At 69.8% G+C, this 25,924-nt stretch carries 22 protein-coding genes; 12 read left to right on the forward strand and 10 right to left on the reverse strand.

The genetic code is table 11. The features are described from left to right. Positions 1-32 precede the first annotated feature (32 nt). The 3 genes from IT40_RS10850 to IT40_RS10860 all read left to right on the forward strand — a co-directional run bounded on the left by IT40_RS10850 (position 33) and on the right by IT40_RS10860 (position 4,713). Complete coding sequence (locus tag IT40_RS10850) at positions 33-1,790, forward strand: FAD-dependent oxidoreductase (protein WP_036754459.1); 1,758 nt, start codon at positions 33-35, stop codon at positions 1,788-1,790. A gap of 257 nt (positions 1,791-2,047) precedes the next feature. Further along, positions 2,048-3,766: an arylsulfatase gene (locus tag IT40_RS10855; RefSeq protein ID WP_052095860.1), complete on the forward strand. Its 1,719-nt coding sequence runs from the start codon at positions 2,048-2,050 to the stop codon at positions 3,764-3,766. Between the two features lie 59 nt (positions 3,767-3,825). Continuing rightward, positions 3,826-4,713: a formylglycine-generating enzyme family protein gene (locus IT40_RS10860; protein ID WP_116171040.1), complete on the forward strand. Its 888-nt coding sequence runs from the start codon at positions 3,826-3,828 to the stop codon at positions 4,711-4,713. 204 nt (positions 4,714-4,917) lie between these two features. Here the strand turns inward: IT40_RS10860 and pcaF are convergent, their stop codons facing one another. Genes pcaF through IT40_RS10875 form a run of 3 tightly spaced genes read right to left on the reverse strand, consistent with a single transcriptional unit; the run spans position 4,918 to position 7,536 of the window. Beyond that, positions 4,918-6,117 carry a 3-oxoadipyl-CoA thiolase gene (gene pcaF / locus IT40_RS10865; protein WP_036754462.1) on the reverse strand — a complete coding sequence of 400 codons (1,200 nt, stop codon included), beginning with the start codon at positions 6,115-6,117 and terminating at the stop codon, positions 4,918-4,920. A 1-nt stretch (position 6,118) separates the two neighbouring features. Continuing rightward, positions 6,119-6,790 (reverse strand): 3-oxoacid CoA-transferase subunit B, encoded by a 672-nt coding sequence (locus IT40_RS10870; RefSeq protein ID WP_036754464.1) that lies wholly within the window; start codon positions 6,788-6,790, stop codon positions 6,119-6,121. Continuing rightward, complete coding sequence (locus tag IT40_RS10875; RefSeq protein WP_036754467.1) at positions 6,787-7,536, reverse strand: 3-oxoacid CoA-transferase subunit A; 750 nt, start codon at positions 7,534-7,536, stop codon at positions 6,787-6,789. Before IT40_RS10875 ends, IT40_RS10870 begins: the two co-directional genes overlap by 4 nt. A gap of 108 nt (positions 7,537-7,644) precedes the next feature. Here IT40_RS10875 and IT40_RS10880 point away from each other — a divergent pair, with 108 nt between their 5' ends. Next, complete coding sequence (locus IT40_RS10880; protein ID WP_036754469.1) at positions 7,645-8,403, forward strand: IclR family transcriptional regulator domain-containing protein; 759 nt, start codon at positions 7,645-7,647, stop codon at positions 8,401-8,403. Here IT40_RS10880 and IT40_RS10885 read toward each other — a convergent pair. Beyond that, positions 8,400-9,038 (reverse strand): TetR/AcrR family transcriptional regulator, encoded by a 639-nt coding sequence (locus IT40_RS10885; protein ID WP_036754471.1) that lies wholly within the window; start codon positions 9,036-9,038, stop codon positions 8,400-8,402. The genes IT40_RS10880 and IT40_RS10885 overlap by 4 nt on opposite strands. A gap of 275 nt (positions 9,039-9,313) precedes the next feature. Between IT40_RS10885 and mhpA the strand changes: the two genes are divergently transcribed. The 8 genes from mhpA (at position 9,314) to IT40_RS10925 (ending at position 19,377) form a co-directional block, all read left to right on the forward strand. Further along, positions 9,314-10,954: a bifunctional 3-(3-hydroxy-phenyl)propionate/3-hydroxycinnamic acid hydroxylase MhpA gene (gene mhpA, locus IT40_RS10890; protein ID WP_036754474.1), complete on the forward strand. Its 1,641-nt coding sequence runs from the start codon at positions 9,314-9,316 to the stop codon at positions 10,952-10,954. Positions 10,955-11,295: 341 nt separating this feature from the next. Further along, complete coding sequence (locus IT40_RS10895) at positions 11,296-13,173, forward strand: TRAP transporter large permease (protein ID WP_036754476.1); 1,878 nt, start codon at positions 11,296-11,298, stop codon at positions 13,171-13,173. Between the two features lie 29 nt (positions 13,174-13,202). Continuing rightward, positions 13,203-14,219, forward strand: coding sequence for a TRAP transporter substrate-binding protein (locus IT40_RS10900; RefSeq protein ID WP_036754479.1), 1,017 nt, complete (start codon positions 13,203-13,205; stop codon positions 14,217-14,219). Next, positions 14,219-15,031, forward strand: a complete 813-nt coding sequence (locus IT40_RS10905) for an IclR family transcriptional regulator (protein ID WP_036754482.1) — start codon at positions 14,219-14,221, stop codon at positions 15,029-15,031. Before IT40_RS10900 ends, IT40_RS10905 begins: the two co-directional genes overlap by 1 nt. Beyond that, positions 15,028-16,197, forward strand: coding sequence for an acetyl-CoA acetyltransferase (locus tag IT40_RS10910; protein WP_036754484.1), 1,170 nt, complete (start codon positions 15,028-15,030; stop codon positions 16,195-16,197). The genes IT40_RS10905 and IT40_RS10910 overlap by 4 nt, the downstream gene beginning before the upstream one ends. Then, on the forward strand, positions 16,194-17,795 hold the full coding sequence (locus IT40_RS10915; protein WP_036754487.1) for an acyl-CoA synthetase: 1,602 nt from the start codon (positions 16,194-16,196) through the stop codon (positions 17,793-17,795). The genes IT40_RS10910 and IT40_RS10915 overlap by 4 nt, the downstream gene beginning before the upstream one ends. Beyond that, positions 17,792-18,619, forward strand: a complete 828-nt coding sequence (locus tag IT40_RS10920; RefSeq protein WP_036754489.1) for a PCC domain-containing protein — start codon at positions 17,792-17,794, stop codon at positions 18,617-18,619. Before IT40_RS10915 ends, IT40_RS10920 begins: the two co-directional genes overlap by 4 nt. Further along, positions 18,616-19,377, forward strand: a complete 762-nt coding sequence (locus IT40_RS10925) for an SDR family NAD(P)-dependent oxidoreductase (protein ID WP_036754491.1) — start codon at positions 18,616-18,618, stop codon at positions 19,375-19,377. Before IT40_RS10920 ends, IT40_RS10925 begins: the two co-directional genes overlap by 4 nt. Positions 19,378-19,437: 60 nt before the next feature. Here IT40_RS10925 and IT40_RS10930 read toward each other — a convergent pair whose 3' ends face one another. The 6 genes from IT40_RS10930 to IT40_RS10955 form a co-directional block, all read right to left on the reverse strand. After that, positions 19,438-20,295, reverse strand: coding sequence for a hypothetical protein (locus IT40_RS10930; protein ID WP_147307251.1), 858 nt, complete (start codon positions 20,293-20,295; stop codon positions 19,438-19,440). Between the two features lie 88 nt (positions 20,296-20,383). Then, on the reverse strand, positions 20,384-22,090 hold the full coding sequence (locus IT40_RS10935; RefSeq protein ID WP_036754496.1) for an ABC transporter permease: 1,707 nt from the start codon (positions 22,088-22,090) through the stop codon (positions 20,384-20,386). Then, positions 22,080-23,063, reverse strand: coding sequence for an ABC transporter substrate-binding protein (locus tag IT40_RS10940; protein ID WP_036754526.1), 984 nt, complete (start codon positions 23,061-23,063; stop codon positions 22,080-22,082). The genes IT40_RS10935 and IT40_RS10940 overlap by 11 nt, the downstream gene beginning before the upstream one ends. A gap of 48 nt (positions 23,064-23,111) precedes the next feature. Continuing rightward, a complete protein-coding gene (locus IT40_RS10945) occupies positions 23,112-23,660 on the reverse strand; it encodes a histidine phosphatase family protein (protein WP_052095861.1) in 549 nt (182 codons plus the stop codon). Then, positions 23,657-24,724, reverse strand: coding sequence for an MBL fold metallo-hydrolase (locus tag IT40_RS10950; protein WP_052095862.1), 1,068 nt, complete (start codon positions 24,722-24,724; stop codon positions 23,657-23,659). Before IT40_RS10950 ends, IT40_RS10945 begins: the two co-directional genes overlap by 4 nt. Continuing rightward, positions 24,721-25,830 carry an ABC transporter ATP-binding protein gene (locus IT40_RS10955; protein WP_084197041.1) on the reverse strand — a complete coding sequence of 370 codons (1,110 nt, stop codon included), beginning with the start codon at positions 25,828-25,830 and terminating at the stop codon, positions 24,721-24,723. The genes IT40_RS10950 and IT40_RS10955 overlap by 4 nt, the downstream gene beginning before the upstream one ends. Positions 25,831-25,924: the final 94 nt, after the last annotated feature.

The following is a 25,924-nucleotide window of genomic DNA, read 5'->3' on the forward strand; positions in this document are numbered from 1 at the left end:
TCGACGAAACCCTCTGGGAGGAGAGACCCCGAATGACTGATATCACCACCGATGTGCTGATCATCGGCACCGGCCCGGCCGGCTCGGCCACCGCCGCGCTGCTGTCCAGCTACGGCATCGCCAACATGGCGGTGAACCGCTATCGCTGGCTGGCCAACACGCCCCGCGCCCATATCACCAACCAGCGCACCATGGAGGTGCTGCGCGACCTTGGCCGCGACGTCGAGGACGAGGCCTATATGTTCGCCACCCATCAGGAGCTGATGGGCGAGAACATCTTCTGCGAAAGCCTGGCGGGGGAAGAGATCGGCCGGCTGAAGGCCTGGGGCAACCATCCGCTGTCCAAGGCCGAACACCTGATGTCCTCGCCCACCCGGATGAACGACCTGCCGCAGACCTACATGGAGCCCCTGCTGTTCAAGACCGCCTGTTCGCGCGGCACGCAGGGGCGGCTCTCCACCGAATACCTGCGCCATGTGCAGGACGAGACCGGCGTCACCACCACCTGCCGCGACCGGCTGACCGGGCAGGAGATCACCATCCGCTCGAAATACCTGGTCGGCGCCGATGGCGGCAAGTCGCTGGTCGCCGAACATGCCGGCCTGCCCTTCGAGGGCAGGATGGGCGTGGGCGGCTCGATGAACATCCTGTTCCGGGCCGACCTGTCGAAATACGTCGCGCACCGCCCCTCGGTGCTTTACTGGGTGATGCAGCCCGGCGCCGATGTCGGCGGCATCGGCATGGGGCTGGTGCGCATGGTGCGGCCCTGGAACGAATGGCTGATCGTCTGGGGCTATGACATCAACGGCCCCGAGCCCGAGGTGACCGAGGAATTCGCCACCGGCGTCGCCCGCCAGCTGGTCGGCGATCCCGAGCTGAAGATCGAGCTTTTGTCCGCCAACACCTGGACGGTGAACAACTTCTACGCCACCCGGACCTCGAACGGGCGGGTGTTCTGCATGGGCGACGCGATCCACCGGCATCCGCCGTCGAACGGGCTGGGCTCGAACACCTCGATCCAGGATGCGTTCAACCTGGCCTGGAAACTGGCCCTGGTGCTGAAGGGCCAGGCGGGCGAGCGGCTGCTGGACAGCTATGACGCCGAACGCGCGCCGGTGGCCAGGCAGATCGTGACCCGCGCCAACCAGTCCATCACCGAGACCGGCCCGATCTTTGCCGCGCTCGGCATGGCCGAGGGGGTGGACCCGGTGCAGATGCAGAAGAACCTGCAGGCCCGCACCGACGGCACGCCCGCGGCCGAGCTGCAGCGCGAGGCGATCCGCAAGGCCATCGCCTTCAAGAAATACGAATTCGACGCGCATGGCGTCGAGATGAACCAGCGCTATCGCTCGGACGCCGTCGTGACCGACGACCAGCTGGAGCCGGACTTCCAGCTCGACCCCCAGCTGCATTACCAACCGACGACCTGGCCGGGCGCCCGCCTGCCGCATGCCTGGCTGTATCGCCACGACGACGGGGCCGAGGTCTCGACCCTGGACCTGTGCGGCCATGGCCGCTTCACCCTGCTGACCGGGCTGGGCGGCGAAGCCTGGGCCGAGGCGGCCGGCAAGGTGGCGCGCGACCTGGGCATCGACCTGGTCGCCCATGTCATCGGCCCGCGCCAGACCTATGTCGACCACAGCGGCGACTGGGCCCGCGCCTCGGAAATCAAGGACAACGGCTGCCTGCTGGTGCGCCCCGACCACCATGTCTGCTGGCGCGCGACCGGCCTGGTCGCGCAGCCCGAGGCGGAACTGGCCCGCGTGCTGCGCCAGGTGCTGGCGCGCTGAACCCCGGCGGCCGGGCGCGTTCCGCAAGCACGCGCCCGGCGGCATGCCGCAACCCGTCCCGGCAAGGGGCGCCGCGGGACGGCGCGCGGGGCCCGATATAACATCGCGGCATATTACCCGCCGATCATGTCATGCTGTGCCCCGCCCGCCTTTGCTAACCCTGCCGAGGGGGAGGAGACCCGGAAAGACAGGCCCGCAGCAGCGGCGCTGCCCCGCCGGGTCGTTCCTTCGCGAACAGGAGGAGGAGGAGGAAGAACATGACGAAGCCGAAAAGACTGACCACCTTGCCGCGCCTTGCGCTGAGCGTGGCGACGCTGGCCATCGCCCATCCGGCGCTGGCACAGGACGCCCGCCCCAACATCGTGCTGATCGTCGTCGACGACATGGGCTATTCGGATATGGGCGCCTTCGGCGGCGAAATCCCGACGCCGAACCTGGATGCGCTGGTCGGGGACGGCGTGCAGCTGACCAATTTCCACGTCGCGCCGACCTGCTCGCCGACGCGGGCCATGCTGATGTCGGGCACCGACAACCATGTCGCGGGCCTGGGCAGCATGGCCGAGGAAATCCTTGACGAGCAGCGCGGCCATCCCGGCTACGAGGGCTATCTGAACGAGCGGGTCGTCAGCTTCCCCGAGGTGCTGCGCGACAGCGGCTATCACACCTATATCTCGGGCAAATGGCACCTGGGCGGCAAGGAGGGCCAGCGCCCGAACGCCCGCGGCTTTGAGCGCTCCTTCGCCATGATGAACGGCGGCGCGCATCATTTCGACCAGACCGGCATGATCGAGGCGCTGCCCAAGGCGAACTATACCGTCGACGACCAGCCGATCGAGCTGGGCGAGGATTTCACCTATTCGACGGATTACTTCACCGCGCAGCTGATCGAGCAGATCGATTCGGCCGCCGACGACGCGCCCTTCTTCGGCTATCTGGCCTATACAGCGCCACATTGGCCCTTGCAGGCCCCGGACGCATCCATCGCGCTGTTCAAGGGCAAATACGATGCCGGCTATGACGCGATCCGCGACGCACGGCTGGCGCGGATGCGCGAGCTGGGCCTGATCGGCCCGGATGTGCAGCCCAACACCGCCCCCGACCTGTGGCCGCATTGGAACGAATTCGACGCGGCGCAGCGCGCCACCGAGGCCCGCAAGATGGAGGTCTATGCCGCCATGATCCACGAGGTCGACCAGAGCGTCGGCCGCCTTGTCGATCACCTGAAGCAGAAGGGCGAATACGACGACACCATCTTCATCTTCTTCTCGGACAACGGCGCCGAGGGCCAGCTGCCCGAAAACATCATGGGCGGGCTGAACCGGGAATGGATCGACCGCGCCTTCGACAATTCGCTCGAGAACCTGGGCAGGCAGGGCTCGTATTTCGGCTATGGTCCCAGCTGGGCCTCGGTCAGCCAGACGCCGTTCCGCATGGTCAAGGGCTATACCTACGAGGGCGGCACCCGCTCGCCCGCCTTCATCTCCTATCCCGGCTGGAAGAATGGCGCGCGGCTGGACCAGTTCGTGCATGTCACCGACATCGCGCCCACGCTCTTGGACCTGGCCGGCGCCACGCCGCCCGCGCAGCGCGACGGCATCGCGCTGGCGCCGATGACCGGCCATTCGCTGCGGCCCTGGCTGGAGGGCCGGGCCGAGACGGCCCGCCCGCAAGACGAGCCGGTCTGCACCGAGCTGTTCGGCCGCGTCTCGGTCTGGAAGGACGGTTGGAAGATGGTGCATAGCAACAAGCCCTGGGGCACCGGCGATTTCGAGCTGTTCGACATCAAGGCCGACCCGGCCGAGAATCGCGACCTGGCGGCGGATCAGCCCGAAAGGCTGGCAGGGCTGAAGGCCGACTGGCAGGATTGCCAGGAGCGCTTCGGCATCTACTGGAACGAGGGGCTGGCACCGCAGATGGTCTATTCCAACGAGGCCGAATACCTGTTCCCGCGCCCGCATCCGGCCGGCGCCCGCTGAGGCCATGCAATCCGGCCCAGGGGCATCGCCGTCCCTGGGCCTTATCGAAAGGACCGGCCATGACCCTGGCCCGCCAGCACGACCCCGGCGACATGGTGCCCATCCCGGGCGGCCGTTTCCTGATGGGCTCGGACCGCTTCTATCCCGAGGAGCGGCCCGTCCGCCCGGCCGAGGTCGGGGCCTTCCTCATCGACCGCCACCCGGTCACCAATGCCGCATTCACCCGCTTCGTCGCCGCGACCGGCCATGTCACCCAGGCCGAGCGGCCGCAGCCGCACCCCTCGATCCCCGGCCGCATGGTCGAGCCCTGCTCGGCGGTCTTCACCCCGCCGCTGCCCGGCACGGTGCCGAAAGGCCCGGCCAGCTGGTGGCGGCTGGTGCCCGGCGCCTGCTGGAAGCACCCGGCCGGCCCGGCCAGCGACCTTGCGGGGCTTGGGGATCACCCGGTGGTGCATGTCGCGCTGAGCGACGCGCTGGCCTATGCCGAATGGGCCGGCAAGGCGCTGCCGACCGAGGCGGAATGGGAATGCGCCGCGCGCGGCGGCCTCGCGGGCGCGGAATATGCCTGGGGCGACAGCCTGACGCCGGACGGCCGGCACATGGCGAACACCTGGCAGGGCGCCTTTCCCTTCGTCAACGACCTCGAGGACGGCTTCGCCCGCACCTCTCCGGTCGGCAGTTTCCCGGCCAATGGCTACGGGCTTTTCGACATGATCGGCAATGTCTGGGAATGGACGCTGGACGACTATGCCGCGCCCCGCGCCGAGCCCGCGCGCAGCTGCTGCCGCAAGCCGCAGGCCAGCGGCGCCGCGACCAAGGTCATCAAGGGCGGCTCCTATCTCTGCGCGCCGAACTATTGCCAGCGCTACCGCCCGGCCGCCCGCCATCCGCAGCAGACGGACATGACCACCGGGCACCTGGGCTTTCGCTGCATCCGACGGCTCTAGCCGCGCGGCGGAAGCACTAGCAGGCTGCTGAAAAAGGATTTTGAGAGGGCGACGCAGCGGAAATCGTTCTGGATCCAGCTGATATCGGCCCGAAAATGGGGTGTTTTCGGCAAATTTGAGGCGGATTTCCCGGTTCCCCGCCCGCGCTGTCCTATCGCAAGGATTTTTTCAGCAGCCTGCTAGGCCCCCGCCGCCGCCAGCGGCCTAGACCCGCTCCAGCGCCACGGCGATGCCCTGGCCCACGCCGATGCACATGGTCGAGAGAGCGCGCCGCCCGCCGGTCCGCGCCAGCTCCAGCGCCGCGCTGCCGGTGATCCGGGCGCCGGACATGCCCAGCGGATGCCCCAGTGCGATGGCGCCACCGTTCGGGTTCACCCGCGGGTCGTCGTCGGCAATGCCCAGCTGGCGCAGCGTGGCGAGGCCCTGGGCCGCGAAAGCCTCGTTCAGCTCGATCACGTCGAAATCCGCCGGGGTCAGGCCCAGCCGCGCCATCAGCTTCTGCGACGCCGGCGCCGGGCCGATGCCCATGATGCGCGGCGGCACCCCCGCCGTCGCCCCGCCCAGCACCCGAGCGATTGGCGTCAGGCCATGCCGCTTCGCCGCCGCCTCCGAGGCCAGGATCAGCGCCGCCGCCCCGTCGTTCACTCCCGAGGCATTGCCCGCCGTGACCGAGCCGTTCGGGAACAGCGGCCGCAGCTTGGCCAGCGCCTCGGCCGTGGTGGCGCGGGGGTGCTCGTCGGTATCGACCACCACCGGCGCGCCCTTGCGCTGCGGGATCGTCACCGGCGCGATCTCGGCCGCCAGCCGCCCGCTGGCGATGGCCGCCGCGGCCTTGGCTTGCGAGGCCAGCGCCATGGCGTCCTGCGCCTCGCGCGAGATGCCGTAGTCGTCGGCGACGTTCTGGCCGGTCTGCGGCATCGAGTCGGTGCCATGGGCCGCCTGCATCGCCGGGTTCACGAAGCGCCAGCCGATGGTGGTGTCGTGGATCTCGGCATGGCGGCTGAACGCGCTCTCGGCCTTGGGCAGCACGAAGGGCGCGCGCGACATCGACTCGACGCCGCCGGCGATCATCAGCCCGGCCTCGCCCGCCGCGATCTGGCGGGCGGCGACCAGCACCGCGTCCATGCCCGAGCCGCAGAGCCGGTTGATCGTCGTGCCCGGCACCTCGACCGGCAGGCCCGCCAGCAGCAAGGACATGCGGGCGACGTTGCGGTTGTCCTCGCCAGCCTGGTTGGCGCAGCCATAGATCACGTCGTCGACCGCCTGCCAGTCGAGGCCGGCATGCCGCGCCATCAGCGCCCGCAAGGGAATGGCGCCCAGGTCGTCGGCGCGGACCGAGGCCAGCGCACCGCCGAAACGGCCGATGGGCGTGCGGATATAGTCGCAGATAAAGACCTCGGTCATGTCACAGCTCCGGCACGACCAGGTCGCCGACCGCACCGTCCAGGTGCAGCCGCGCGCCGGTCACGGCTTGCAGGTCGTCAAGGGAAATCGCAGGCAGCTTCTCGCGCAGCACGAAGCGGCCGCCTTCGATGTCCACCACGGCGAGCGAGGTATAGACGCGGGTCACGCAACCCACCCCGGTCAGCGGCAGGGTGCAGGCTTCCAGCAGCTTGGGCTTGCCGTCCTTGGTGACATGGTCGGTGATGACCGCGACGCGCTTGGCGCCATGCACCAGGTCCATCGCGCCGCCGACCGCCGGCACACCCTTGGGCCCGGTGGACCAGTTCGCCAGGTCGCCGTTCTGCGCCACCTGGTAGGCGCCCAGGATCGCCACGTCCAGATGCCCGCCGCGCACCATGGCGAAGCTGTCGGCATGGTGGAAGAAGGCCGCGCCGGGCTTCAGCGTGATCGCCTTCTTGCCGGCGTTGATCAGATCCCAGTCCTCCTGGCCCGCGGGCGGGGCCTCGCCAAAGCCCAGGACGCCGTTCTCGGTATGGAACACCGCCTGGCGGCCGGGGGGCTGGAACTTGGCCACCATCTCGGGAAAGCCGATGCCAAGGTTCACATAGGCGCCGTCGGCGATGTCCTGCGCCGCGCGCCAGGCGATCTGGGCGTTGGTCAGTTTCCGGGTCATGCCTGCACCTCCTGGGGACGGGCGGGGGGATAGGCCGCATCGGCGCGGTTCAGCGCCTCTTCCTGCGCCGGGTTCGCAACCTCGACGATGCCAGAGACGAAGATGCCCGGCGTCACCACATGTTCGGGGTCGATGCCGCCCGGCGCGACCGCCCGCGTCACCTGCGCGATGGTGCGCGCCGCCGCCATCGCCATCAGGGGCGAGAAGTTCCGCGCCGCCATGCGATAGGTCAGGTTGCCGTAATGGTCGCCCAGCTCGGCCTTGATCAGCGCCACATCGGCCTTGAGCCAGCGCTCCTGCACATAGGGCCGGCCGTCGAACTCGGCCACCGGCTTGCCGCGGGCCAGGTCGGTGCCATAGCTGGTGGGCGTGTAGAAGGCCGGGATGCCGGCGCCGCCGGCACGGATACGCTCGGCCAGCGTGCCCTGCGGCACCAGTTCCAGCGCGATCTCTCCGGCCAGGTATTTCTCGGTAAAGACCCGCGGATCGGCCGAGCGCGGGAAGGAACAGACCATCTTGCGGACCATGCCCTGCTCGATCATCGCCGCGATGCCGACATGGCCGTTGCCGGCGTTGTTATTGATGACGGTCAGATCCCTGGGGCTGCCGGTGGCCAGATAGCGGTCGATCAGCGCGTGGATCAGCTCGATCGGCGCGCCCGAGCCGCCGAAGCCGCCGATCATCACCGTGGCGCCGTCCGGGATGCCGGCGATCGCCTCGGCCAGGTTGGGGATGCGTTTGTCCATGAACTCCTCCTGCGGGTTCCGGGGATGTCATGCGCGCCTGGCCGCCGCGAGGCCAGAGGTTTCGTGCGGATGTTGACATTTGTTCAAAATGCGTAAAAATCTGTGCGCATGGTGAACAAGACCGATTTCATTGCCTCGCTTGCCAAGGGGCTTGGCGTGATCGAGGCGTTCCGGGCCGAACGCCCGCGCCTTTCCATCGCCGAGGTGGCCGAGGCGACGGGGCTGGACCGGGCGACGGCGCGGCGCTGCCTGCTGACCCTGCACGAGCTGGGCTATGCCGATTACGACGGCAAGTTCTTCACCCTGACGCCGCGCATCCTGCGGCTGGGCATGGGGGCGCTGGCGGCGATGCCGCTGGCGCAGCTGGTGCAGCCCTGGCTGGACCAGCTGTCCGAGCAGATCGGGCAATCGACCTCGGTCTCGATCCTGGACGGGACCGAGATCGTCTATCTGGCGCGGGCGGCGCAGCGGCGGGTGATGTCCATCGGGCTGATGCCGGGCTCGCGCCTGCCGGCGCATTGCACCTCGATGGGCCGGGTGCTGCTGGCCGCCCTGCCCGAGCCCGAGGCGCGCGCCATCGTCGAGCGCTCGGACCTGACCCCGCGCACCCGCCACAGCCTGACCGCGCCGGACGAGATCATGGCGCGCATCCGCCAGGCCCGCGCCGACGGCCATGCGGTGATCGACCAGGAGGTCGAGCTGGGCCTGCGCTCGCTTGCCGTGCCGCTTTGGAATGCGCATGGCCGGGTGGTGGCGGCGCTGAATACCGGGGTGGCGGCGGTGCAATCCTCGGCCGAGGAACTGGTCACGCTCTACCTGCCGGCGCTGCTCCGGGTGCAGGAGGGGCTGCGCAGGGTGCTGCGCTAGCGGCCGGGCAGCGGCGGGCGCGGCCGGCCGGCCAGCTCGGTGGCGCTGGCTAGGTCCAGGCCGGCCATGCAGAGCAGGCGGGCCACGATCCGCTCGCTTTCCGCGGGCGAAAGCTGGCCTTCGGTGATCGCCAGGCTGGCACCGATCAGCGCGTGGCAGGTCAGCCGCCAGGTCAGTTCGGCCCCCTCGGCCTGGAACCGGCCGGCCGCCGAGGCCTGGCGCAGGTCGCGGATGGCAAAGGGGCCCATCATGCGGAACAGCGCATCCGCGATCACCTCGGAACGGTGCAGCATCTGCCGCCAGCGCGGATCGCCGGTCGCGGTGTCCAGCACGGTGCGGATGCCGAAGGCATAGACCTGCGCCGGATCCTCGAACCTGTCGGTGACGGCCTGGATGCTGACCCCCAGGTCGTGCATCAGCCCCTCGAGCACGGCGATGGCCAGTTCGTCCTTGGACCGGAAATAGTTGTAGATCGTCCCGGCGCCGACATCGGCGCGCTCGGCGATCTCCAGCATGGTGGCGGCTTCGGCGCCCTTTTCGGTCATGATCTCGCGCGCGGCCTTGATCAGCGCCGCCCGGTTGCGCCGCTGGCGCCGCGCCACGCGGCCTTCGCCCTGGATCCCTGCCTCGGCCATGTCCTGCTCCGTATTCGGACATGAACCATATTCGGAAACGAATCGGATCTCAAGCCGAGGGGCAGGCTTGCGCCGCCGGCGCGACAAGAAGCCGCGGGTAGTGCGGGAGTTTTTGGCGTCCAGCCAATGGCTTGCAAGTTCTCGGCCGGTATGAATTATAATCAAAGTTGACGATCATTCATTTTTAGAACAAATTCACCGACGACCGATCCGCCCGCAAGGGAGCGCGGGCGATCGGGCCGGAACCCCGGCAATCGTTTCAGGGAGGAGCAAGGATGACCCCATCAACCCAAGCCAGCGACACCGATGTCGCCATCGTCGGCGCCGGCCCGGTCGGCACGCTGCTGGCGATCCTGCTGGGCCAGCGCGGCAAGCGCGTGACGCTGATCGAGCGCTGGAGCACGCATTACGACCTGCCGCGCGCCGTGACCTTCGACCACGAGATCGCGCGCATCCTGGCCACGCTGGGCATCGACGCCGAGACCGACCCCTCGATCAACCATCACGACGAGCTTTATTACTGGCGCAACGCCAAGGGCGAGAACCTGCAGGTGGTGGACTGGCAAAGCCAGTCGGCCAGCGGCTGGCGCGTGCGCTACTGGTTCAACCAGCCGCTGCTGGAAAAGCGCCTGCTGAAGCTGGCGGGCGGCATGCCGGAAATCACCATGATGCGCGGCTGGAATGCCGTCGCGCTGGACCAGGATGCCGAGGGCGTCACCCTGGCGCTGCAACAGAGCCCCGAAGAGGTCGGCCCGGACGGCGAGCGCCGGACGATCCGGGCGAAATTCGTCGCCGGCACCGACGGCGCCAACAGCTTCGTGCGCCATGCGCTTGGCATCGAGAACGAGGACAAGGGCTATTTCTTCGACTGGCTGATCCTCGACATGCTGCCGAAATTCGACTACCGCGCCTCGCGCCCGGATGAGCCGGCGCAATGGCAGCTTTGCGACCCCAGGCGCCCGACCACCATCGTCCCCGGCGGGCCCGCACCGCAGCCCGGCCAGCCCGACCGCCGCCGCTGGGAGTTCATGGTCCTGCCCGGCGAATCGGCCGCCGAGATGCAGAGCCCGGAAAGGGCGTGGGAACTGCTGCAACCCTGGGGCCTGACCCCCGAGAATGCCGAGCTGGAGCGCGCCGCCGTCTATCGCTTCCAGGCCCGCTGGGCGAAGCAATGGCACAAGGGCCGCTGCCTGATCGGCGGCGACGCGGCACACCTGATGCCGCCCTTTGCCGGCGAGGGCATGTGCGCCGGCGTCCGCGACGCGGTGGCCATGGCCTGGCGGCTGAACCTGATCCTCGAGGGCAAGGCGGGCCTCGGCCTGCTGGACAGCTATACCAGCGAGCGCAAGGACCACGCCTGCCACTACATCGACTTCAGCCAGGAGCTGGGCCGCATTATCTGCATCGCCGACGAGGCCGAGGCCGCCGCGCGCGACGCCCGCATGATCGCCGAGCTTCAGGCCCGCGGCCAGCGGCCGGTGCCGACCGACATCTGCCATCTCGGCCCCGGCGCCTGGTGCCCGGCCAGCGCCCATGCCGGCGAGCTGTCGGTGCAGGGCGTGGTCGAGCACAAGGGCCGGCGCGACCGCTTCGACCAGGCGGTGGGCCGGGGCTGGGTGGTGATCGGCTACGAGGCCGATCCGCTGGCGGCGCTGACGCCCGGACAGCGGGCGCAGCTCGACCTGCTGGAGGGGTTCGGCGTGCAGGTCTGCGCCCCCGGCGGCGGCTGCGCGGTGATCGACGCCGAAGGCACCTACAAGCGCTGGCTCGACGAGATCGACGCGAAATACGTGCTGATCCGGCCGGATTTCTATGTCGCGGCCACGGCGAACAGCGCCGAGGCTTTCCGGCAGCGCGTCGATGCGGTGATGCAGGCGCTGGACCTGGCCGACAGCCCGGCGCTGGCGGCCGAGTAAGGGGCGAGCCTCCGATCCGGGCAAATGGCCTGATCGGTGCCTTCCAGCGCATCGACGGCAAGACCACCATTCGATGGACGCGGGGCGCAAGCCCGCTGACAGAAACGGCCGCGCCGGCTTGGCGCGGCCGTTGTCGTTTGCCGCCCGGAGAAGATATTCCATCATATGGAATGACATATCTGCAGAATATGGCCAGAGAGGGCCGAAAGCCCGGCTCCCAGCAATTTTTACTTGCACTTTGCCGAGAATCGCCCAGAAATTCCCGAAAACGCGGCAGCTGTCATGTCCATATCATGGATCGCCAGCAGGGAGGGGAGGCCCGCCGCCATGGGAGGGATGCGATGCAACTGACCGACACCCAGCCAGAGGGCGAGCTGGCCCTGGGCGGCATCGAGGCCTTGGCCGAGCCCAAGCGCGCCGAACGCTGGATGCGCCCGGTCGAGATCCTGGCCGCCGGCCTTCTGGTGGTGATGATCGTCACCGTGCTGGCGAACGTGTTCTTCCGCTATGTGCTGGCCAAGCCGCTGATCTGGGGCGACGAGGTCGCATCCATCAGCTTCATCTGGATGGCGATGCTGGGCGCGGCGCTGGCGGTGGACCGGCACGAGCATATGCGCCTGACCGTGTTCCTGCCGCTGCTGCCCGAGCGGCTGGCGCGGGTGGCCGAGGTGGCGGGGCAGGTGCTGGTCTGCGTCCTGCTGCTGCGGCTTTTGCCGGTCGCGGTGGAATATGCCTATGAGGAAAGCTTCGTCAGGTCGCCGGCGCTGGGGCTGCCGATGTCCTGGCGCGCCTCGGCCCTGCCGGCGGGGATCGGGCTGATGGCGGTGCTGGCGGTGATTTCGGTCCTGCGGTCGCGCGAATGGCGCATCATCGCCGCGACCCTGGCCGTCACGGCGGCGGCGGTGGCGCTGATGTGGTTCGCGCGGCCGGCGCTTCTGTCCATCGGCAACTGGAACCTGCCGATCTGGCTGGGCCTGCTGGTCGCGGTGCTGCTTTGCATCGGCGTGCCCATCGCCTTCTGCTTTGCGCTGGGAACCCTGGCCTATCTGACCTTCGCCAGCCATGCGCCGATCTTCGTGATGATGGGCCGCATCGACGAAGGGATGTCCTCGCTGATCCTGCTGTCGGTGCCGGTCTTCGTGCTGCTGGGCTGCATCCTCGACGCCACCGGCATGGGCAAGGCCATCGTCAATTTCCTCGCCTCGCTCCTCGGCCACGTCAAGGCGGGGATGAGCTATGTGCTGCTGGGCTCGATGTTCCTCGTCTCGGGGATTTCCGGCTCCAAGGTCTCGGACATGGCGACGGTCGCCCCGGCGCTGTTCCCCGAGATGCGCAGGCGGGGCCATTCCGCGCCCGAGATGACGGCGCTGCTTGCGACGGGCGCGGCCATGGCCGATACCGTGCCGCCCTCGATCGTGCTGATCGTCTTGGGCTCGGTCGCCGGGGTGTCGATCGCCGGGCTCTTCACCTCGGGCTTCGTGATCGCGATGGTGCTGCTGGTCGTGCTGGCGGTGCTGGCGCGCTGGAAGGCGCGGGCCGAGGACATGTCGGGCGTGCGCGCCGCCACCCTGCCGCTGATCGGCAAGACCGCGCTGATCGCCGCGCCGGCGCTGGTGCTGCCCTTCATGATCCGCAGCCTGGTCGGCGGCGGCGTGGCGACGGCGACCGAGGTCTCGACCATCGCCGTGGTCTATGCCTTCGTCATCGGCGTCGTGCTGTATGGCGGCATCCCGGTCCGCAGGCTGGGCACCATGCTGGTCGAGACCGCGGCCATGTCGGGCGCGATCCTGCTGATCCTGGGCGCGGCCTCGGCCATGGCCTGGGCGCTGACGCAATCCGGCTTTGCCCGCGACCTGATGGCCGTCGTCACCGGCCTGCCGGGCGGCTGGATGGTGTTCATGCTGGCCTCGATCCTGATCTTCCTGATCCTCGGCTGCGTGCTCGAGGGGCTGCCGGCCATCGTGCTCTTGGCACCGATCATGTTCCCCATCGCCCGCGGCCTGGGCATCCACGACATCCATTACGCCATGGTCATCGTCACCGCGATGAACATCGGGCTGATGGCGCCGCCCATCGGCATCGGCTTCTACATCGCCTGCAAGATCGCCAACGTGCCCGCCGACCAGGTCATGCGCCGGATCTGGCCCTATCTGGCGGCGCTGCTGGTCGGCCTGCTGGCCATCGCCGCCGTGCCGGCATTCTCGACCGCCTTGCTTTGACGTCAACAACCCTCGGGGAGGAGGAAACCATGACCATCACCCGCCGCAGCATCCTGATGGGTGCCGCCGCAGGCGCGCTTGCCGCGCCCTTCATCCGGCCGGGCGCCGCCCGCGCCGCCGAGTTCAGCTACAAGATCGCCAACAACCAGCCCTTGGAGCATCCCAGCAACGTGCGGCTGGCCGAGGCGGTCAAGGCGATCCTCGAGGAAACCTCGGGCGCGGTGGACATCCAGATCTTCCCCTCGAACCAGCTGGGCGCCGATACCGACGTGCTGGGCCAGCTGCGCTCGGGCGGGGTCGAGTTCTTCCAGCTTTCGCCGGTGATCCTGTCGACGCTGGTGCCGAACGCCTCGATCAACGGCGTAGGCTTCGCCTTCCCCGACTACGACACCGTGTGGAAGGCGATGGACGGCGAGCTGGGCGCCTATGCCCGCGGCCAGATCGAGAATGCCGGCCTGGTGGTGATGGACAAGATCTGGGACAACGGCTTCCGGCAGACCACCACCTCGACCAAGCCCATCCAGACGCCCGAGGATTTCCAGGGTTTCAAGATCCGCGTGCCGGTCAGCCCGCTCTGGACCTCGCTGTTCTCGGCCTTCGGCGCGGCGCCTGCCTCGATCAACTTTGCCGAGGTCTATACCGCGCTGCAGACCGGCATCGTCGACGGGCAGGAAAACCCGCTGGCGATCATGAAGGTCGCGAAGCTGTGGGAGGTGCAGAAATACCTGTCCATGACCAACCACATGTGGGACGGGTTCTGGCTGCTGGGCAACCGCCGCGCCTGGGGCGCCCTGCCCGAGGACGCGCAGCAGGTCGTCGCCAAGCATTTCAACGCCGGCGCGGAACGCCAGCGCGAGGATGTCATGGCGCTGAACGCCACCCTGCGCGGCGACCTGGAAAGCCAGGGCTTCGTCTTCAACGACGTGGACCCGCAGCCCTTCGAGGACAAGCTGCGCGAAGCCGGCTTCTATGCCGAGTGGAAAAAGACCTATGGCGACGAGGCATGGGAGATCCTGGAAGCCGCCGTCGGCCGGAAGCTGGCCTGATGACGGACGCGCCCGCCCCTGAAGCGACCGGCGGCGCGCAGGCGGTGGCGCGCGCGCTGTCGCTGCTGTCGCTGGTCGGCAGGGGCGGCGACGCGGGGCTGGCGCTGGGGCAATTGGCCGCCGCCTCGGGGCTGACAAGGCCCACGGTGCGGCGGCTGCTGCTGGCCCTGGCCGCAGCGCGCATGGTCGAGCAGGACCGCCGCAGCCGGCGCTATCACCTGGGCCCCGAGGCCTATCTGCTGGGCACGTTCGCCGCCGAGCGCCACGGCATCCTGCATCATGCCCGCGACTCGATGCTGCGGCTGGCGCGCCAGACCGGCGACACCCTGCTGCTGACCGTGCCGCAGGGCGACCATACCCTGTGCCTCGAGCGGATCGAGGGCGATTTCCCGATCCGCACCCACGCCCTGATGCGCGGCGACCGCAAGCCGGCCGGCGTCGGCGCGGGCGCGCTGGCGATCCTGGCCGCCCTGCCCGCGCCCGAGGGCGACGCGCTGCTGCGCCGCGTGGCGCCCTTGGCCGAGGCGCTGGCCCCCGGCCTTGCCCCGGCCCTGGCCGAGGATCTGGCGCAGGCGCGCGCGGCCGGCCATGCGCTGAACCCCGGCCGGGTGGTGCCGGGGTCGTGGGGCCTGGGCGTGGCGATCCTGTGGCCGGACGGGCGGCCGGCCGGCGCGCTGTCCATCGCCGCCATCGAGAACCGCATGGGCGAGGCCCGGCAGGCCGAGCTGGCCGCCCTGCTGCATCGCGAGGCGCGGCTGGTCGAAGCCCGCCTTGCCGCGCTGGACACGCAACCGAAAAGGAACATCGCATGACAGATCCGCTGATCGTCGGCTGGGCACATACGAAATTCGGCAAGTCCGAGGCGCCCGACACGCTGGCCCTGATGGCCGAGGTGGCGCGGCCCGCGCTGGACCATGCCGGCCTGCCGCCCGATGCCGTCGACGGCATCTTCGTCGGCGTCTACAACAACGGCTTCTCGCGCCAGGATTTCCAGGGCGCGCTGGTCGCCATGGGCACGCCGGAACTGGCGGGCGTGCCGTTCATGCGCACGGAAAACGCCTGCGCCACCGGCTCGGCCGCGCTGTATGCGGCGGCGGATTTCATCGCCTCGGGCCGCGGCCAGGTCGCCCTGGTGATCGGCGCCGAGAAGATGAGCGCGACCCCCGGCGACCAGGTCGGCGACATCCTGCTGTCCGCCAGCTACGTCCCCGAGGAGGGCGAGATCCCCGGCGGCTTCGCCGGCGTCTTCGGCCGCATCACCGAGAGCTATTTCCAGCGCCACGGCGACCGTTCCGAGGAACTGGCGATGATCGCCGCCAAGAACCATGAAAACGGCATGCGCAACCCCTATGCGCATATGCAAAAGCCCTTCGACCTGGCCTTCTGCAACACTATCTCGGACAAGAACCCGCGCGTCGCCGGGCCGCTGCGGCGCACCGATTGCTCGCTGGTCTCGGACGGGGCGGCGGCGCTGGTGCTGGCCGCGCCCGAGGTGGCGACCGAACTGCAGCGCGCCATCCGCTTTCGCGCCCGCGCCCAGGCCGGCGACCTGCTGGCGCTGTCGCGGCGCGATCCCATCGCCTTCGACGGCCCGCACCGGGCCTGGGCGGCGGCGCTCGATCAGGCTGGCCTGAGCATCACCGACCTGGCGCTGGTCGAAACCCATGACTGCTTCACCACCGCCGAGATGATCGAATACGAGGCCATGGGCCTTGCACCCCGCGGCCAGGGCTGGCGCGTCATCCGCGACGGCGTGACCCGGTTCGACGGCGCGCTGCCGGTGAACCCCTCGGGCGGGCTGAAGTCGCGCGGCCATCCGATCGGCGCCACCGGCGTCTCGCAGCATGTCATGGTCGCGATGCAGCTGGCCGGCGATGCCGGCGCCATGCAGGTGCCGGGCGCCAGCTTGGGCGGGGTCTTCAACATGGGCGGCGCGGCGGTCGCCAGCTATTGCTCGATCCTGGAGCGCGTGAAATGACGGAACCCGCCATCGACCCGGCTGGCGGCCAGCGCCCGGTTTCGACCAGGGTGATGAACCTTGCCACCTTCCTGACCCAGGCCGCGCGGCGCGACCCCGACGGCATCGCGCTGGTCATGGGTGAGGCGCGCTGGACCTGGGCCGAGTTCGAGGCCCGCACCGACGCCCTGGCCCATGCGTTGCAAACCCGCTTCGGGCTGCAAAAGGGCGACCGGGTCATGTGCCAGTCGCAGAACTGCATGGAGATGATGCAGGCGATGTTCGCCACCTGGCGCGCAGGCGGCGTCTGGGTGCCCGCGAATTTCCGCCAGACGCCCGAGGAGGTGGCCTGGCTGACCGAATCCTCGGGCGCGACGCTGATGTTCTGCAACGCCGCATTCCCCGATCACGCGGCGGCCTGCGGCGTGACGACGCTGGTCTTCGGCGAGGCCGGTTTCGGCCCCTCGGTGCAGGCGATCACCGCCGAGCATTGGGGAAGCCGCCCGCAGGTCGCCGTGGTGGATCGCGACGATCCCTGCTGGTTCTTCTTTACCTCGGGCACCACGGGCCGGCCCAAGGCCAGCGTTCTGACCCATGGCCAGATGGCCTTCGTGGTGACGAACCACCTGGCCGACCTGATGCCGGGCCTGACGGGCGAGGACGCCTCGCTGGTCGTGGCGCCCCTGTCGCATGGTGCGGGCGTGCATCAGCTGACGCAGGTGGCGCGGGGGGTCAAGACCGTGCTGCTGCCGACCGAGCGTTTCGACGCGGCGCAGGTCTGGGATCTGGTGCGGGAATGGCGGGTGTCCACCATGTTCACCGTGCCGACCATCCTGAAACTGCTGGTCGAGCATCCGGCGACGGTGGCGGCCGACACCTCGTCGCTGCGCTATGTGATCTATGCCGGCGCACCGATGTATCGCGTGGACCAGCAAAGGGCGCTGCGCGTCCTGGGCAAGGTGCTGGTGCAATATTTCGGCTTGGGCGAATGCACCGGCAACATCACCGTCCTGCCCGCGCATCTGCACGAGGCCGAGGACGGCCCTGCCACCCGCCTCGGCACCTGCGGCCATGCCCGGACGGGCATCGAGATCCAGGTCCAGGACGACCAGGGCCGCGAATTGCCGCCCGGCCAGACCGGCGAGATCTGCGTCATCGGCCCCGCCGTCTTCGCCGGCTATTACCGCAACCCGCAGGCCAATGCGAAGGCGTTCCGCGACGGCTGGTTCCGCACCGGCGACCTGGGCCACATGGACGAGGCGGGGTTCCTGTATATCACCGGGCGCGAGTCGGACATGTTCATCTCGGGCGGCTCGAACGTCTATCCGCGCGAGATCGAGGAAAAGATCCTGACCCATCCCGCCATTTCCGAGGTCGCGGTGCTGGGCGTGCCCGACCCGCTCTGGGGCGAGGTGGGCTGGGCGATCTGCGTCGCCCAAACCCCCGTGGCCGAAGAGGAGATGGCGGCATTCCTGGCCCCGAAGCTGTCGCGCTACAAGCTGCCCAAGCGCTTCCTGTTCTGGGAGGCGCTGCCGAAATCGGCCTATGGCAAGATCACCAAGAAGATGATCCGCGAGGAGCTGGAGGCGCGCGGCTTGCTGGAGCAGGCCCCGGCATGAGCATGGTCCATCCCGGCCCCCGCGCGGCCGAGCGCGTGCAGGTCCGGCGCGCCGCGCTGCGGCCCATCCACGGCAGGCTGCGCGCGGGCCAGACGGTCATGCAGGCGGTGGGCGATCTGTTCGCCGCTCACGGCTGCAAGGGCGGCGTCCTGTCGCTGGCGGGCGTCCGCTGCGAACCGATGCGCTATGTGCTGCCGGCACTGTCGACCGACGGGCTGCACGCGGCCTGGTATTCCGCGACCCATGCGCCCGCGGGCCGCTGGACCATCGACAGCGCCACCGCCAGCGTGGGCCGCAAGGACGGCGCCCCCTTCCTGCATTGCCACGGCATCTGGTCGGGCGGAGGCGATACCGCCATGGGCCACCTGCTGCCCCTGGATTGCGTCATCGCCGAGGACGCGGCGGTCTCGGGCCTCGGCGCGGCCGAAACCTGGTTCGAGGCCCTGCCCGACCCGGAAACCGCCTTCACGCTGTTCACCCCGCAGGGCGGCGGCGACGGCCCCGGCCTTTTCGCCCGTATCCTGCCCGGCGAGGACGTGGTCGCGGGCATCGAGAGCCTCGCCGCCTGGCACGGCATCGCCACGGCGCGGCTGCACGGCGTGGGCAGCATCGACCATATCCGCTTCGCCGAGGGGCATCGCATGGACTGCCTGGCCACCGAACTGCGCCTGGACGGCGCGCGGCTGGTCCAGGGCGCGGCGCATGTCCCGATCGAGGTCGTGGACATCCACGGCCATATCGCGCGCGGCACGCTGGAACGGGGCGCGAACCCCGTCGGCGTGACGCTGGAACTCATCATCGAACCGACAGGGGAAACGCCATGAAAACCGCCATCGTCACCGGGGGCTGCCGCGGCATCGGCCTGGCCGCCACCGAGATCTTCCTGGAGCAGGGCTGGCGCGTCGCCATGGTCGACCGCGACACCGAGGAACTGCACCGGGTCGCGGACGGCATGGAGAACGTGCTGGCGGTCGAGGCCGACGTCTCGGACCCCGACCAGGTCGCGCGCATGATGGCCGAGACCGTGGCCGGCTTCGGCCGCGTCGATGCGCTGGTCAACAACGCGGGCGTGGCGCTGTTTTCCCGCGCGGGCCGCACCAGCTTCGAGGAATGGCGCGAGGTGATGGCGACGAACCTGGACGGGGTGTTCCTCTGCACCCAGGCCGCGGCGCCGGAACTGGCCCGGACCGGCGGCGCCATCGTCAACATCGCCTCGATTTCCGGGCTGCGCGCCTCGACCCTGCGGGTGGCCTATGGCACCTCCAAGGCGGCGGTGATCCACCTGACCAAGCAATTCGCCGCGGAACTGGGCGAGCTGGGCATCCGCGTCAATTGCGTCGCCCCCGGCCCGGTCAAGACCAAGCTGGCGGCGGCGGTGCATGCGCCCGAGATCATCTCGGCCTATTACGACGCCATCCCGCTGAACCGCTATGGCGAGGCGCGCGAGATCGCCGAGGCCATCGTCTTCCTGTGTTCGGACAAGGCCAGCTTCGTCTCGGGGCAGACGCTGGCGGTGGACGGCGGCTTCGATGCCACCGGCGTCGGCCTGCCGGCGCTCAGGCGCGAGAACGCGCCGGCCTGATCCGCCGGGCGGCGCGCGGATGCGGGCCTGCGGGGCGGAAACCCCCCCGGCCGGCGGGGCCTATTCCATCTGCCGGGCGTAATCCGGGGATTTGAACGCATGTTGCAGCACATGCCGGGCAAAGACCGGCGATGACCACATGATCCTTATGTCGTCATGTTCCCGTGAATAGGCTTCCTCGGCAAGCCGGGTGTTTTCGCCCCTTATCCCGTCGATCCTTCCGGGCGGATGGCCTGCCGCCGCCAGGCACATCTGCCGGGCCATCCAGACCTCGCGCTCATGCTGTTCCGAGACGAATTCGGTGGTGGACAGCGTCCTGACCGCATCTTCAAGGACGCCGGCATAATCGTCGGTGATGAAACTGTCTATCGTGCAGATATATTTCGCGCCACCCGGATTGAATATCAGGGTCTCCGCGCCGGAAACGGACGGCGAAGACAATATTGCCTCCGCCGCCAGGATCGCGACCACGTTCAGCAGGGCCTGCCTCAGTTCCGATGAGGTAAAGGTGACGCTTGCCTTGATCTTCTTGTAAAGACTGCCTTCCTCGCTCTCCAAAAGCGCGAAGCCGACATGGACATCCGCGTTCAGGACGCGGATATGCCGCGTGAAGTTGCCTTCCTGATACGAAAATCCGAGCCTTCTCATATAGTCCCGCTGCGTGGACAGGAGATCATCGAAACTCAGCAGCCGAAAGCGGACGAAGGACGCGATTGTCGGTTTTTCGCCCGTCTCGCCAAGCGCCCAAAGCAGGCGCATGAGGGCTTCGAAGACCAATGCCCTTTGCGCGCTGGTCGCCATCATGTCGAGCTGCTGGACCGAGGCGAGCGCGCCATGCGGAACCGCATTCGTCGGCAGGACCAGGCCCGATATTGCCGCCTCGACCATCACGGCGGTATCGGTAAACTCGTCGATCATGACCATATCCGGCACCCCAACCTGTCGACCCTTTCCCGAGCAAACAGCATAAGCCGCTGCCGCTCAAGGTTTTTCCCCGGATGGATCGTCAGCCGCGCCAGGGCAGCGTGCCGCGCGGCAGGTGCGGCGCCAGCCGGTCCAGCGCCAGCGCCATCCCCAGAACCAGCGCCACCGACACCGCCGAGACCGCGGCCGCGGCGGTCGAGTTGCCTTCGTATTGCAGGGCAAAGACCATGACGCCGATGGTCTCGTTGCCGCTGGACCAGAGCAGCGCCGAAAGCGTCAGCTCGTTCAGCGCCGTCATCACCGCCAGCATCGCCCCGGCCGAAAGCGCGGGCAGGACGGCGGGGGCCAGGATCGCCGCCATCCGCCGGACCGGGCCGGCCCCGAACAGCCGCGCCGCCTCGTCCTGCGCCGGCTCGATCGCCGCCGCCGCTGCCAGGACCGGGCGCAGGATCAGGGGCAGGAACCGCGCCAGATAGGCCACGAGCAGGATCGCCCCGGTGCCGTAAAGCGAGCCGATCAGCGGCAGCGGGCGCAGGAAGGTCAGGATCATCGCCAGCGCGACCACCGTGCCCGGCACCACCCAAGGCCCGTCGGCCAGCCAGTCCAGCGCGCGGACCAGCGGGTTTCCCGCCATGACCCGCAGGAAGGCAAAGGGCAGCGCCACCAGCGCGCAAAGCACCGCCGCCGCCACCGACAGCTGAAGCGAATTGGCAAAGGCCCGCACGATGGTCGGATTGGCGAAGGCATCGGCGAAATTGCGCAGGGTCAGGGTGGACGGCCGCAGCTCGACCCCCAGGGCGGGCGACAGCGCCGTCGCCAGCAGGGCCAGCATCGGCAGGACCGCGATCACCGCAATGACCGCCCAGACCGCCGCCTCGATCCAGGGCCGGGCGCGGCCTGGGTCGAAGGGCTGCATCGCCGCGCCGCTTCCCGTCGGCACCGCCAGCCGCGCCAGCACCAGCGCGCGCAGCGCCAGCGCGGCCAGCGCCAGCGCGACCAGGATCATCGCCAGCACCGCCACCTGCCCCGCGACCGAGGGGCCAAAACCGTTCAGCCGCTGGTAGATCAGCGTCGTCAGCATCGGGAAGCGTCCCGGAATGCCCAGCAGCGCAGGCACGCCGAAATTCCCCACCGCCGCGGCAAGGGCCAGGATCGCCCCGGCCAGCGCCGCGGGCAGCGCCAGCGGCAGCAAGATGCAGGCGACGATCCGCGCCCGGCCGGCGCCTGCGACCCGCGCCGCCTCGACCAGGTCGGCCGGCAGGCCGGTCAGCGCCGCGCGCATGGCGATGAAGACCAGCGGCATATGCTCGATCCCCATCAGGAAGGCGATGCCCCAGCCGGAATAAAGCGGATTGGTCGTCCCCGGCGGCGGCGCAAGGCCAAGCGGGCGCAGGATGGGCGAGCTGTTGCCCGACATCTCGATCCAGGCCAGCGCCAGGGTCTGCGACGGGATCAGCAGGGGCGTGAGGATCAGGAAGCTCATCGCCACCCGCCCGCGCAGCGCGAAAAGCCCCGTCGCCAGCGCCAGCGCCGCGCCAAGGACCAGCGACACCGCCACCGACCCGGCCGAGGCCATGAGCGTGTTGACCAGCGCCCGCCGCGTCGCACGCGCCGACAGAACCTCGGCCATCAGGCCAAAGGCGCGGCCGTCCTCGCCCGCAGCGAAGGCCTCGACGAAAAGCCGGGCCAGGGGCCAGACCGACAGGCCCCCCACCCAGATGAGGACAAGGACGGCGAGCAGGTGCTCGCCGCCCCGCAGGTTCCGCGACAGGGCCGGATCAGCCGCCATAGATCTCGGCGAAGGCTTCCTTGTTGGCCTTGTCCTCGGCCAGCATCCGGGCCGCGTCGGCGGGCAGGATCTTCAGCCCGGCCGGGTCGGGATAGCCCTCGGGCTGGGCCACGCCTTCCAGGATCGGGAAATAGCCCTGGGCGACCGACTGTTCCTGCGCGGCCCTGGAGAGCTGCCAGTCGACAAAGACCTTGGCCGCCTCGACCGCGTCGCTGTCCTTCAGGATGGCGACGGGCTGGGTCACGATGGACACGCCCTCGGCCGGGAAGACGAAATCGACGGGCGAGCCCTTGGCCTTGGCGTTCAGCGCCATGTATTCGATGATGATGCCATAGGCCTTTTCGCCCCGCGCCACCGCCTCGACCACGGTGCCGTTGCCCTGGCCCGCGACCGCGCCGTTCTTGGCCAGCGTCTCGTAATAGTCCCAGCCGAATTCCGGCTGCTGGACCATGGTGCCGACATGGATCACCGCGGCGCCGGAATAGAGCGGGCTGGGCATGATCAGGCTGTTCGCCACCTCGGGCCGGGCCAGGTCGGCCCAGGATTGCGGCGGCTCGGCCACCATGGCGGTGTTGTAGATGATGCCGGTGGTGATCATCTTGGTGCCGAAGAAGGTCTTGTCGGGGTCGACCAGCGCCTCGGGGATGCCGGCGACCGGCGCCTCGGCATAGGCCAGCAAGCGGCCGTCGTTCTTGAGCTGCGTCATCGCCACCGCATCGGCGATCAGCATCACGTCGGCCGGGGTCTGGCCGGCGGCGAACTCGGCCGCGAGCTTGGCCATCAGCTCGGTCGTGCCCGAGCGGAACACCTCGACCTTGATCTGGGGGTGGTCCTTGTTGAACGCCTCGACCACGGCGGCCATCTGGTCCTGCGGCTGCGAGGTGTAGACGGTGATCGTCTGCGCGTCCTGCGCGACGGCCGCTTGCGCCAGCAGGGCGCCGGCCAGCAGGGGAAGAAGGCGAAGGGGTTTCATCTTGTCCTCGTCGGTTTTGCCGTTTCGCAAGGGTGCTAGCGGCGAAAGTCAAAGCGCAGATGACAGTTTCGTGCAGATCCAGCGACAATCGCGGTCCTGCCGCCATTCAACCGCCTCGGCATTGCCGAGCCGTCGGAAGGGGGCGTCGGTCAGGGCAGCGTGGATTTCGCGCGCCGTGCCGGAATGGGCGACGATCAGCACCGGCAGGGGCGGGACGATGCGGGCCAGCGCGCAGCGGATGCGGGCGCGGAACGCCTGCGGCCCCTCGCCGCCGGGCGGGGTGGCGTCGCGGATCAGGATCGCGCGGTCCTGCCCCTCCCACGCGCCCCAGTTGCGCTCGGCCAGGCCCGGCAGCGGCACCAAGGGCGCGCCGGTGACGCGGGCGACGGCCGCCGCGGTCTGCGCGGCACGGGCCAGCGGCGAATGCCAGATCGCGGCCAGCGGGCGGCCCGCCAGCAGCCGCGCCGCCGCCTCGGCCTGCCCAAGCCCGGTCGGGTCCAGCGGGTCGTCGGTCGCGCCGCCGATCCGGTTCGCGGCATTGACCGCGGTCCGGCCGTGGCGCAGGAACAGGAAGGGCTGCGACAGAAGCGGGATCACCAGGCGACCTCGGCGGTCGCGACCAGCGGGCGGTCCAGCGCCGCGGCCAGCCGCCCGGCCGCATCAGCCGTGCAGAAGGCGGGCATCGCCTGCGCCGGGCGCACGGCCTCGAACAGGGCGCGGATGCCGGCAAGCGTCGGATGCACGTTCCAGCGGCGAAACAGCGCCCGCCCCTCGGCCACCCAGCCCTGCGCCGGGGTGCCCTGCGCCAGGTGGCCGGTAAAGACGACGCGGCCGATGCGCTCGCCGATCATGCGCCGCGCCAGCATGGCCGCGCTGTCGCGCTCGGCATTGGGTCCGGCCGCGATCATGGTACCGCGGAGGGGGCCGTCGGGCACCAGATCGGCCGCCTCGGCCAGCAGCCGCGCCAGCGCCTCGGCCCCGCCCGGCACCAGCCAGCGCGGCCGGGCCAGCATGGCCTCGGCCACGGCCCGGTGCGCGGCGCAGATCGAGACCCGGTGCCCGGCGGCCAGGAAGGCCAGCGCCATCTCCAGCCCGCGCCCGCCGGCCGGGGCGGGCAGCAGCAGCGGCCTGTCCGCCAGTTCCAGCAGCCCCGTCGCCTGTTCGGCCAGCGGCTGATCCGCCGCGCCATAGGAGGCGTCGAAGACCATCGCCCGCGCCTGGGGCGGCATGGTGCAGCGATAAAGCCCGCCCTCGGCCGAAAGATCGCCGGTATAGACCAGCCCCTCGGCCCCGCCGATGCGCATCCAGCAGGCCCCCGGCGCATGGCCGGCGGGACCGCAGTCGAAGGGCAGGCCGAGATCCGCAAAGGCCTCAAGCCGCCGCGCCGCCTGCATCGCCGGATCGCGCGACAGGGCGATGGCGGGCTCGGGCGCGAACAGGGGCGGATCGCCCAGCCCTGCCGCCAGATGCAGCCCGCCGGTATGGTCGGCATGGCCGTGCGAGAACAGGATCGCATCCACCCGGCCCACCCCGGACAGGTCCGGCAGGGCATCGCCATCGGGGCCGCGGCCCAGGTCCAGCATCAGCCGCCGCCCGGCGATCTCCAGCAGGAAACAGGCCGGCCCCTTGACCCCCAGCCCGGAAAGCGCCCTCAGCCTCATGCGTCGGCCCCCGCCCCGGCCAGCAGGCGGTGCTGGAGCGGCGTCTCGGCCCGCAATGCCTCGCGCGGCAGGATCCAGCCGCCGGTCAGCGACAATTCGACCGTCTCGCCGGGATGCGGCGGCCGCGGCAGGGTGAAATCGACGGTCCCGCCGTCCTCGACATGCTCCAGCGCCGCGGTGACCAGATGGCCGCCGCCCTGGAAACGGTGGTCCAGCACCCGCGCGCGCAGGCCCCCGCCCGCCGTCGCGGCAAGGTCGCGCGGCCGCAGGCACAGCCAGCCCGGCCCCGGCGGCGCATCGCCCGGCACCGCCACCACCCGGCCCTGCACGGCGATGCGGCACAGCCCCCCGGACCGGCCGAGCACCTGCACCGGCACCGTCCGGCCGCGCCCGACGAAGCGCGCCACCATCGGCGTCGCCGGGCGGCGATAAAGATCGGCCGGGCTCGCCAGCTGCTCCAGCCGGCCAGCATTCATCACGCCCACCAGCCCGGCCACGGCCATCGCCTCGTCCTGGTCATGGGTGACGAAGACGAAGGTGGTGCGCAGGGCGGCATGGATGCGGCGGAACTCGGCCAGCATCGTCTCGCGCAGATGCGCGTCGAGATTGGCCAGCGGCTCGTCCAGCAGGATCAGGCCCGGCCGCACCGCCAGGCTGCGCGCCAGCGCCACCCGCTGCCGCTGGCCGCCCGACAGCTGGTGCGGGCGCCGGTCGGCCATGCCGGACAGGCCGACCATCTCCAGCGCCTCGCCGATGCGCGCCCGTTCCTCGGCGTAGGACAGGCGCTGGATGCGCAGGCCGAAGCGGATGTTGCCGGCGACGGTCATGTGCGGCCAAAGCGCATAGGACTGGAACACCATGCCCAGCCCGCGCGCCTCGGGCGCAACGAACCGCCCCGGTCCGGCCACCAGCCGCCCGCCCAGGGCAATGCGGCCCGCGTCCGGCCGCTCGAGCCCGGCGATCAGCCGCAAAAGCGTGGTCTTGCCGCAGCCGGAGGGCCCCAGCAGCGCCAGGAACGCCCCCGGCGGCACCGCCAGCGAAACCCCGTTCACGGCGCGCGTCGCGCCGAAGGCCCGGACCACCGCCTCCATCTCGATCGCAGCCATGCCTTTTTCCCTTTCTGCGCGGCGGGTCTAGCGGCAGCGTGCAAAGCTTTCGTGACGGCGGAACGCGGCGATGGGCCGGGGGCGGGGGTGGGGG

Origin of the sequence: Paracoccus versutus (genome assembly GCF_000763885.1) — a bacterium.
GTDB classification, from domain to species: Bacteria; Pseudomonadota; Alphaproteobacteria; order Rhodobacterales; family Rhodobacteraceae; genus Paracoccus; species Paracoccus versutus.

Bases quoted from the DNA above. Each gene is read 5' to 3' on its own strand.
- IT40_RS10850 (WP_036754459.1), top strand. From the start codon at position 33: ATGACTGATATCACCACCGATGTGCTGATCATCGGCACCGGCCCGGCC.
- IT40_RS10855 (WP_052095860.1), top strand. From the start codon at position 2,048: ATGACGAAGCCGAAAAGACTGACCACCTTGCCGCGCCTTGCGCTGAGC.
- IT40_RS10860 (WP_116171040.1), top strand. From the start codon at position 3,826: ATGACCCTGGCCCGCCAGCACGACCCCGGCGACATGGTGCCCATCCCG.
- pcaF (WP_036754462.1), bottom strand. From the start codon at position 6,117: ATGACCGAGGTCTTTATCTGCGACTATATCCGCACGCCCATCGGCCGT.
- IT40_RS10870 (WP_036754464.1), bottom strand. From the start codon at position 6,790: ATGACCCGGAAACTGACCAACGCCCAGATCGCCTGGCGCGCGGCGCAG.
- IT40_RS10875 (WP_036754467.1), bottom strand. From the start codon at position 7,536: ATGGACAAACGCATCCCCAACCTGGCCGAGGCGATCGCCGGCATCCCG.
- IT40_RS10880 (WP_036754469.1), top strand. From the start codon at position 7,645: ATGGTGAACAAGACCGATTTCATTGCCTCGCTTGCCAAGGGGCTTGGC.
- IT40_RS10885 (WP_036754471.1), bottom strand. From the start codon at position 9,038: ATGGCCGAGGCAGGGATCCAGGGCGAAGGCCGCGTGGCGCGGCGCCAG.
- mhpA (WP_036754474.1), top strand. From the start codon at position 9,314: ATGACCCCATCAACCCAAGCCAGCGACACCGATGTCGCCATCGTCGGC.
- IT40_RS10895 (WP_036754476.1), top strand. From the start codon at position 11,296: ATGCAACTGACCGACACCCAGCCAGAGGGCGAGCTGGCCCTGGGCGGC.
- IT40_RS10900 (WP_036754479.1), top strand. From the start codon at position 13,203: ATGACCATCACCCGCCGCAGCATCCTGATGGGTGCCGCCGCAGGCGCG.
- IT40_RS10905 (WP_036754482.1), top strand. From the start codon at position 14,219: ATGACGGACGCGCCCGCCCCTGAAGCGACCGGCGGCGCGCAGGCGGTG.
- IT40_RS10910 (WP_036754484.1), top strand. From the start codon at position 15,028: ATGACAGATCCGCTGATCGTCGGCTGGGCACATACGAAATTCGGCAAG.
- IT40_RS10915 (WP_036754487.1), top strand. From the start codon at position 16,194: ATGACGGAACCCGCCATCGACCCGGCTGGCGGCCAGCGCCCGGTTTCG.
- IT40_RS10920 (WP_036754489.1), top strand. From the start codon at position 17,792: ATGAGCATGGTCCATCCCGGCCCCCGCGCGGCCGAGCGCGTGCAGGTC.
- IT40_RS10925 (WP_036754491.1), top strand. From the start codon at position 18,616: ATGAAAACCGCCATCGTCACCGGGGGCTGCCGCGGCATCGGCCTGGCC.
- IT40_RS10930 (WP_147307251.1), bottom strand. From the start codon at position 20,295: ATGATCGACGAGTTTACCGATACCGCCGTGATGGTCGAGGCGGCAATA.
- IT40_RS10935 (WP_036754496.1), bottom strand. From the start codon at position 22,090: ATGGCGGCTGATCCGGCCCTGTCGCGGAACCTGCGGGGCGGCGAGCAC.
- IT40_RS10940 (WP_036754526.1), bottom strand. From the start codon at position 23,063: ATGAAACCCCTTCGCCTTCTTCCCCTGCTGGCCGGCGCCCTGCTGGCG.
- IT40_RS10950 (WP_052095862.1), bottom strand. From the start codon at position 24,724: ATGAGGCTGAGGGCGCTTTCCGGGCTGGGGGTCAAGGGGCCGGCCTGT.
- IT40_RS10955 (WP_084197041.1), bottom strand. From the start codon at position 25,830: ATGGCTGCGATCGAGATGGAGGCGGTGGTCCGGGCCTTCGGCGCGACG.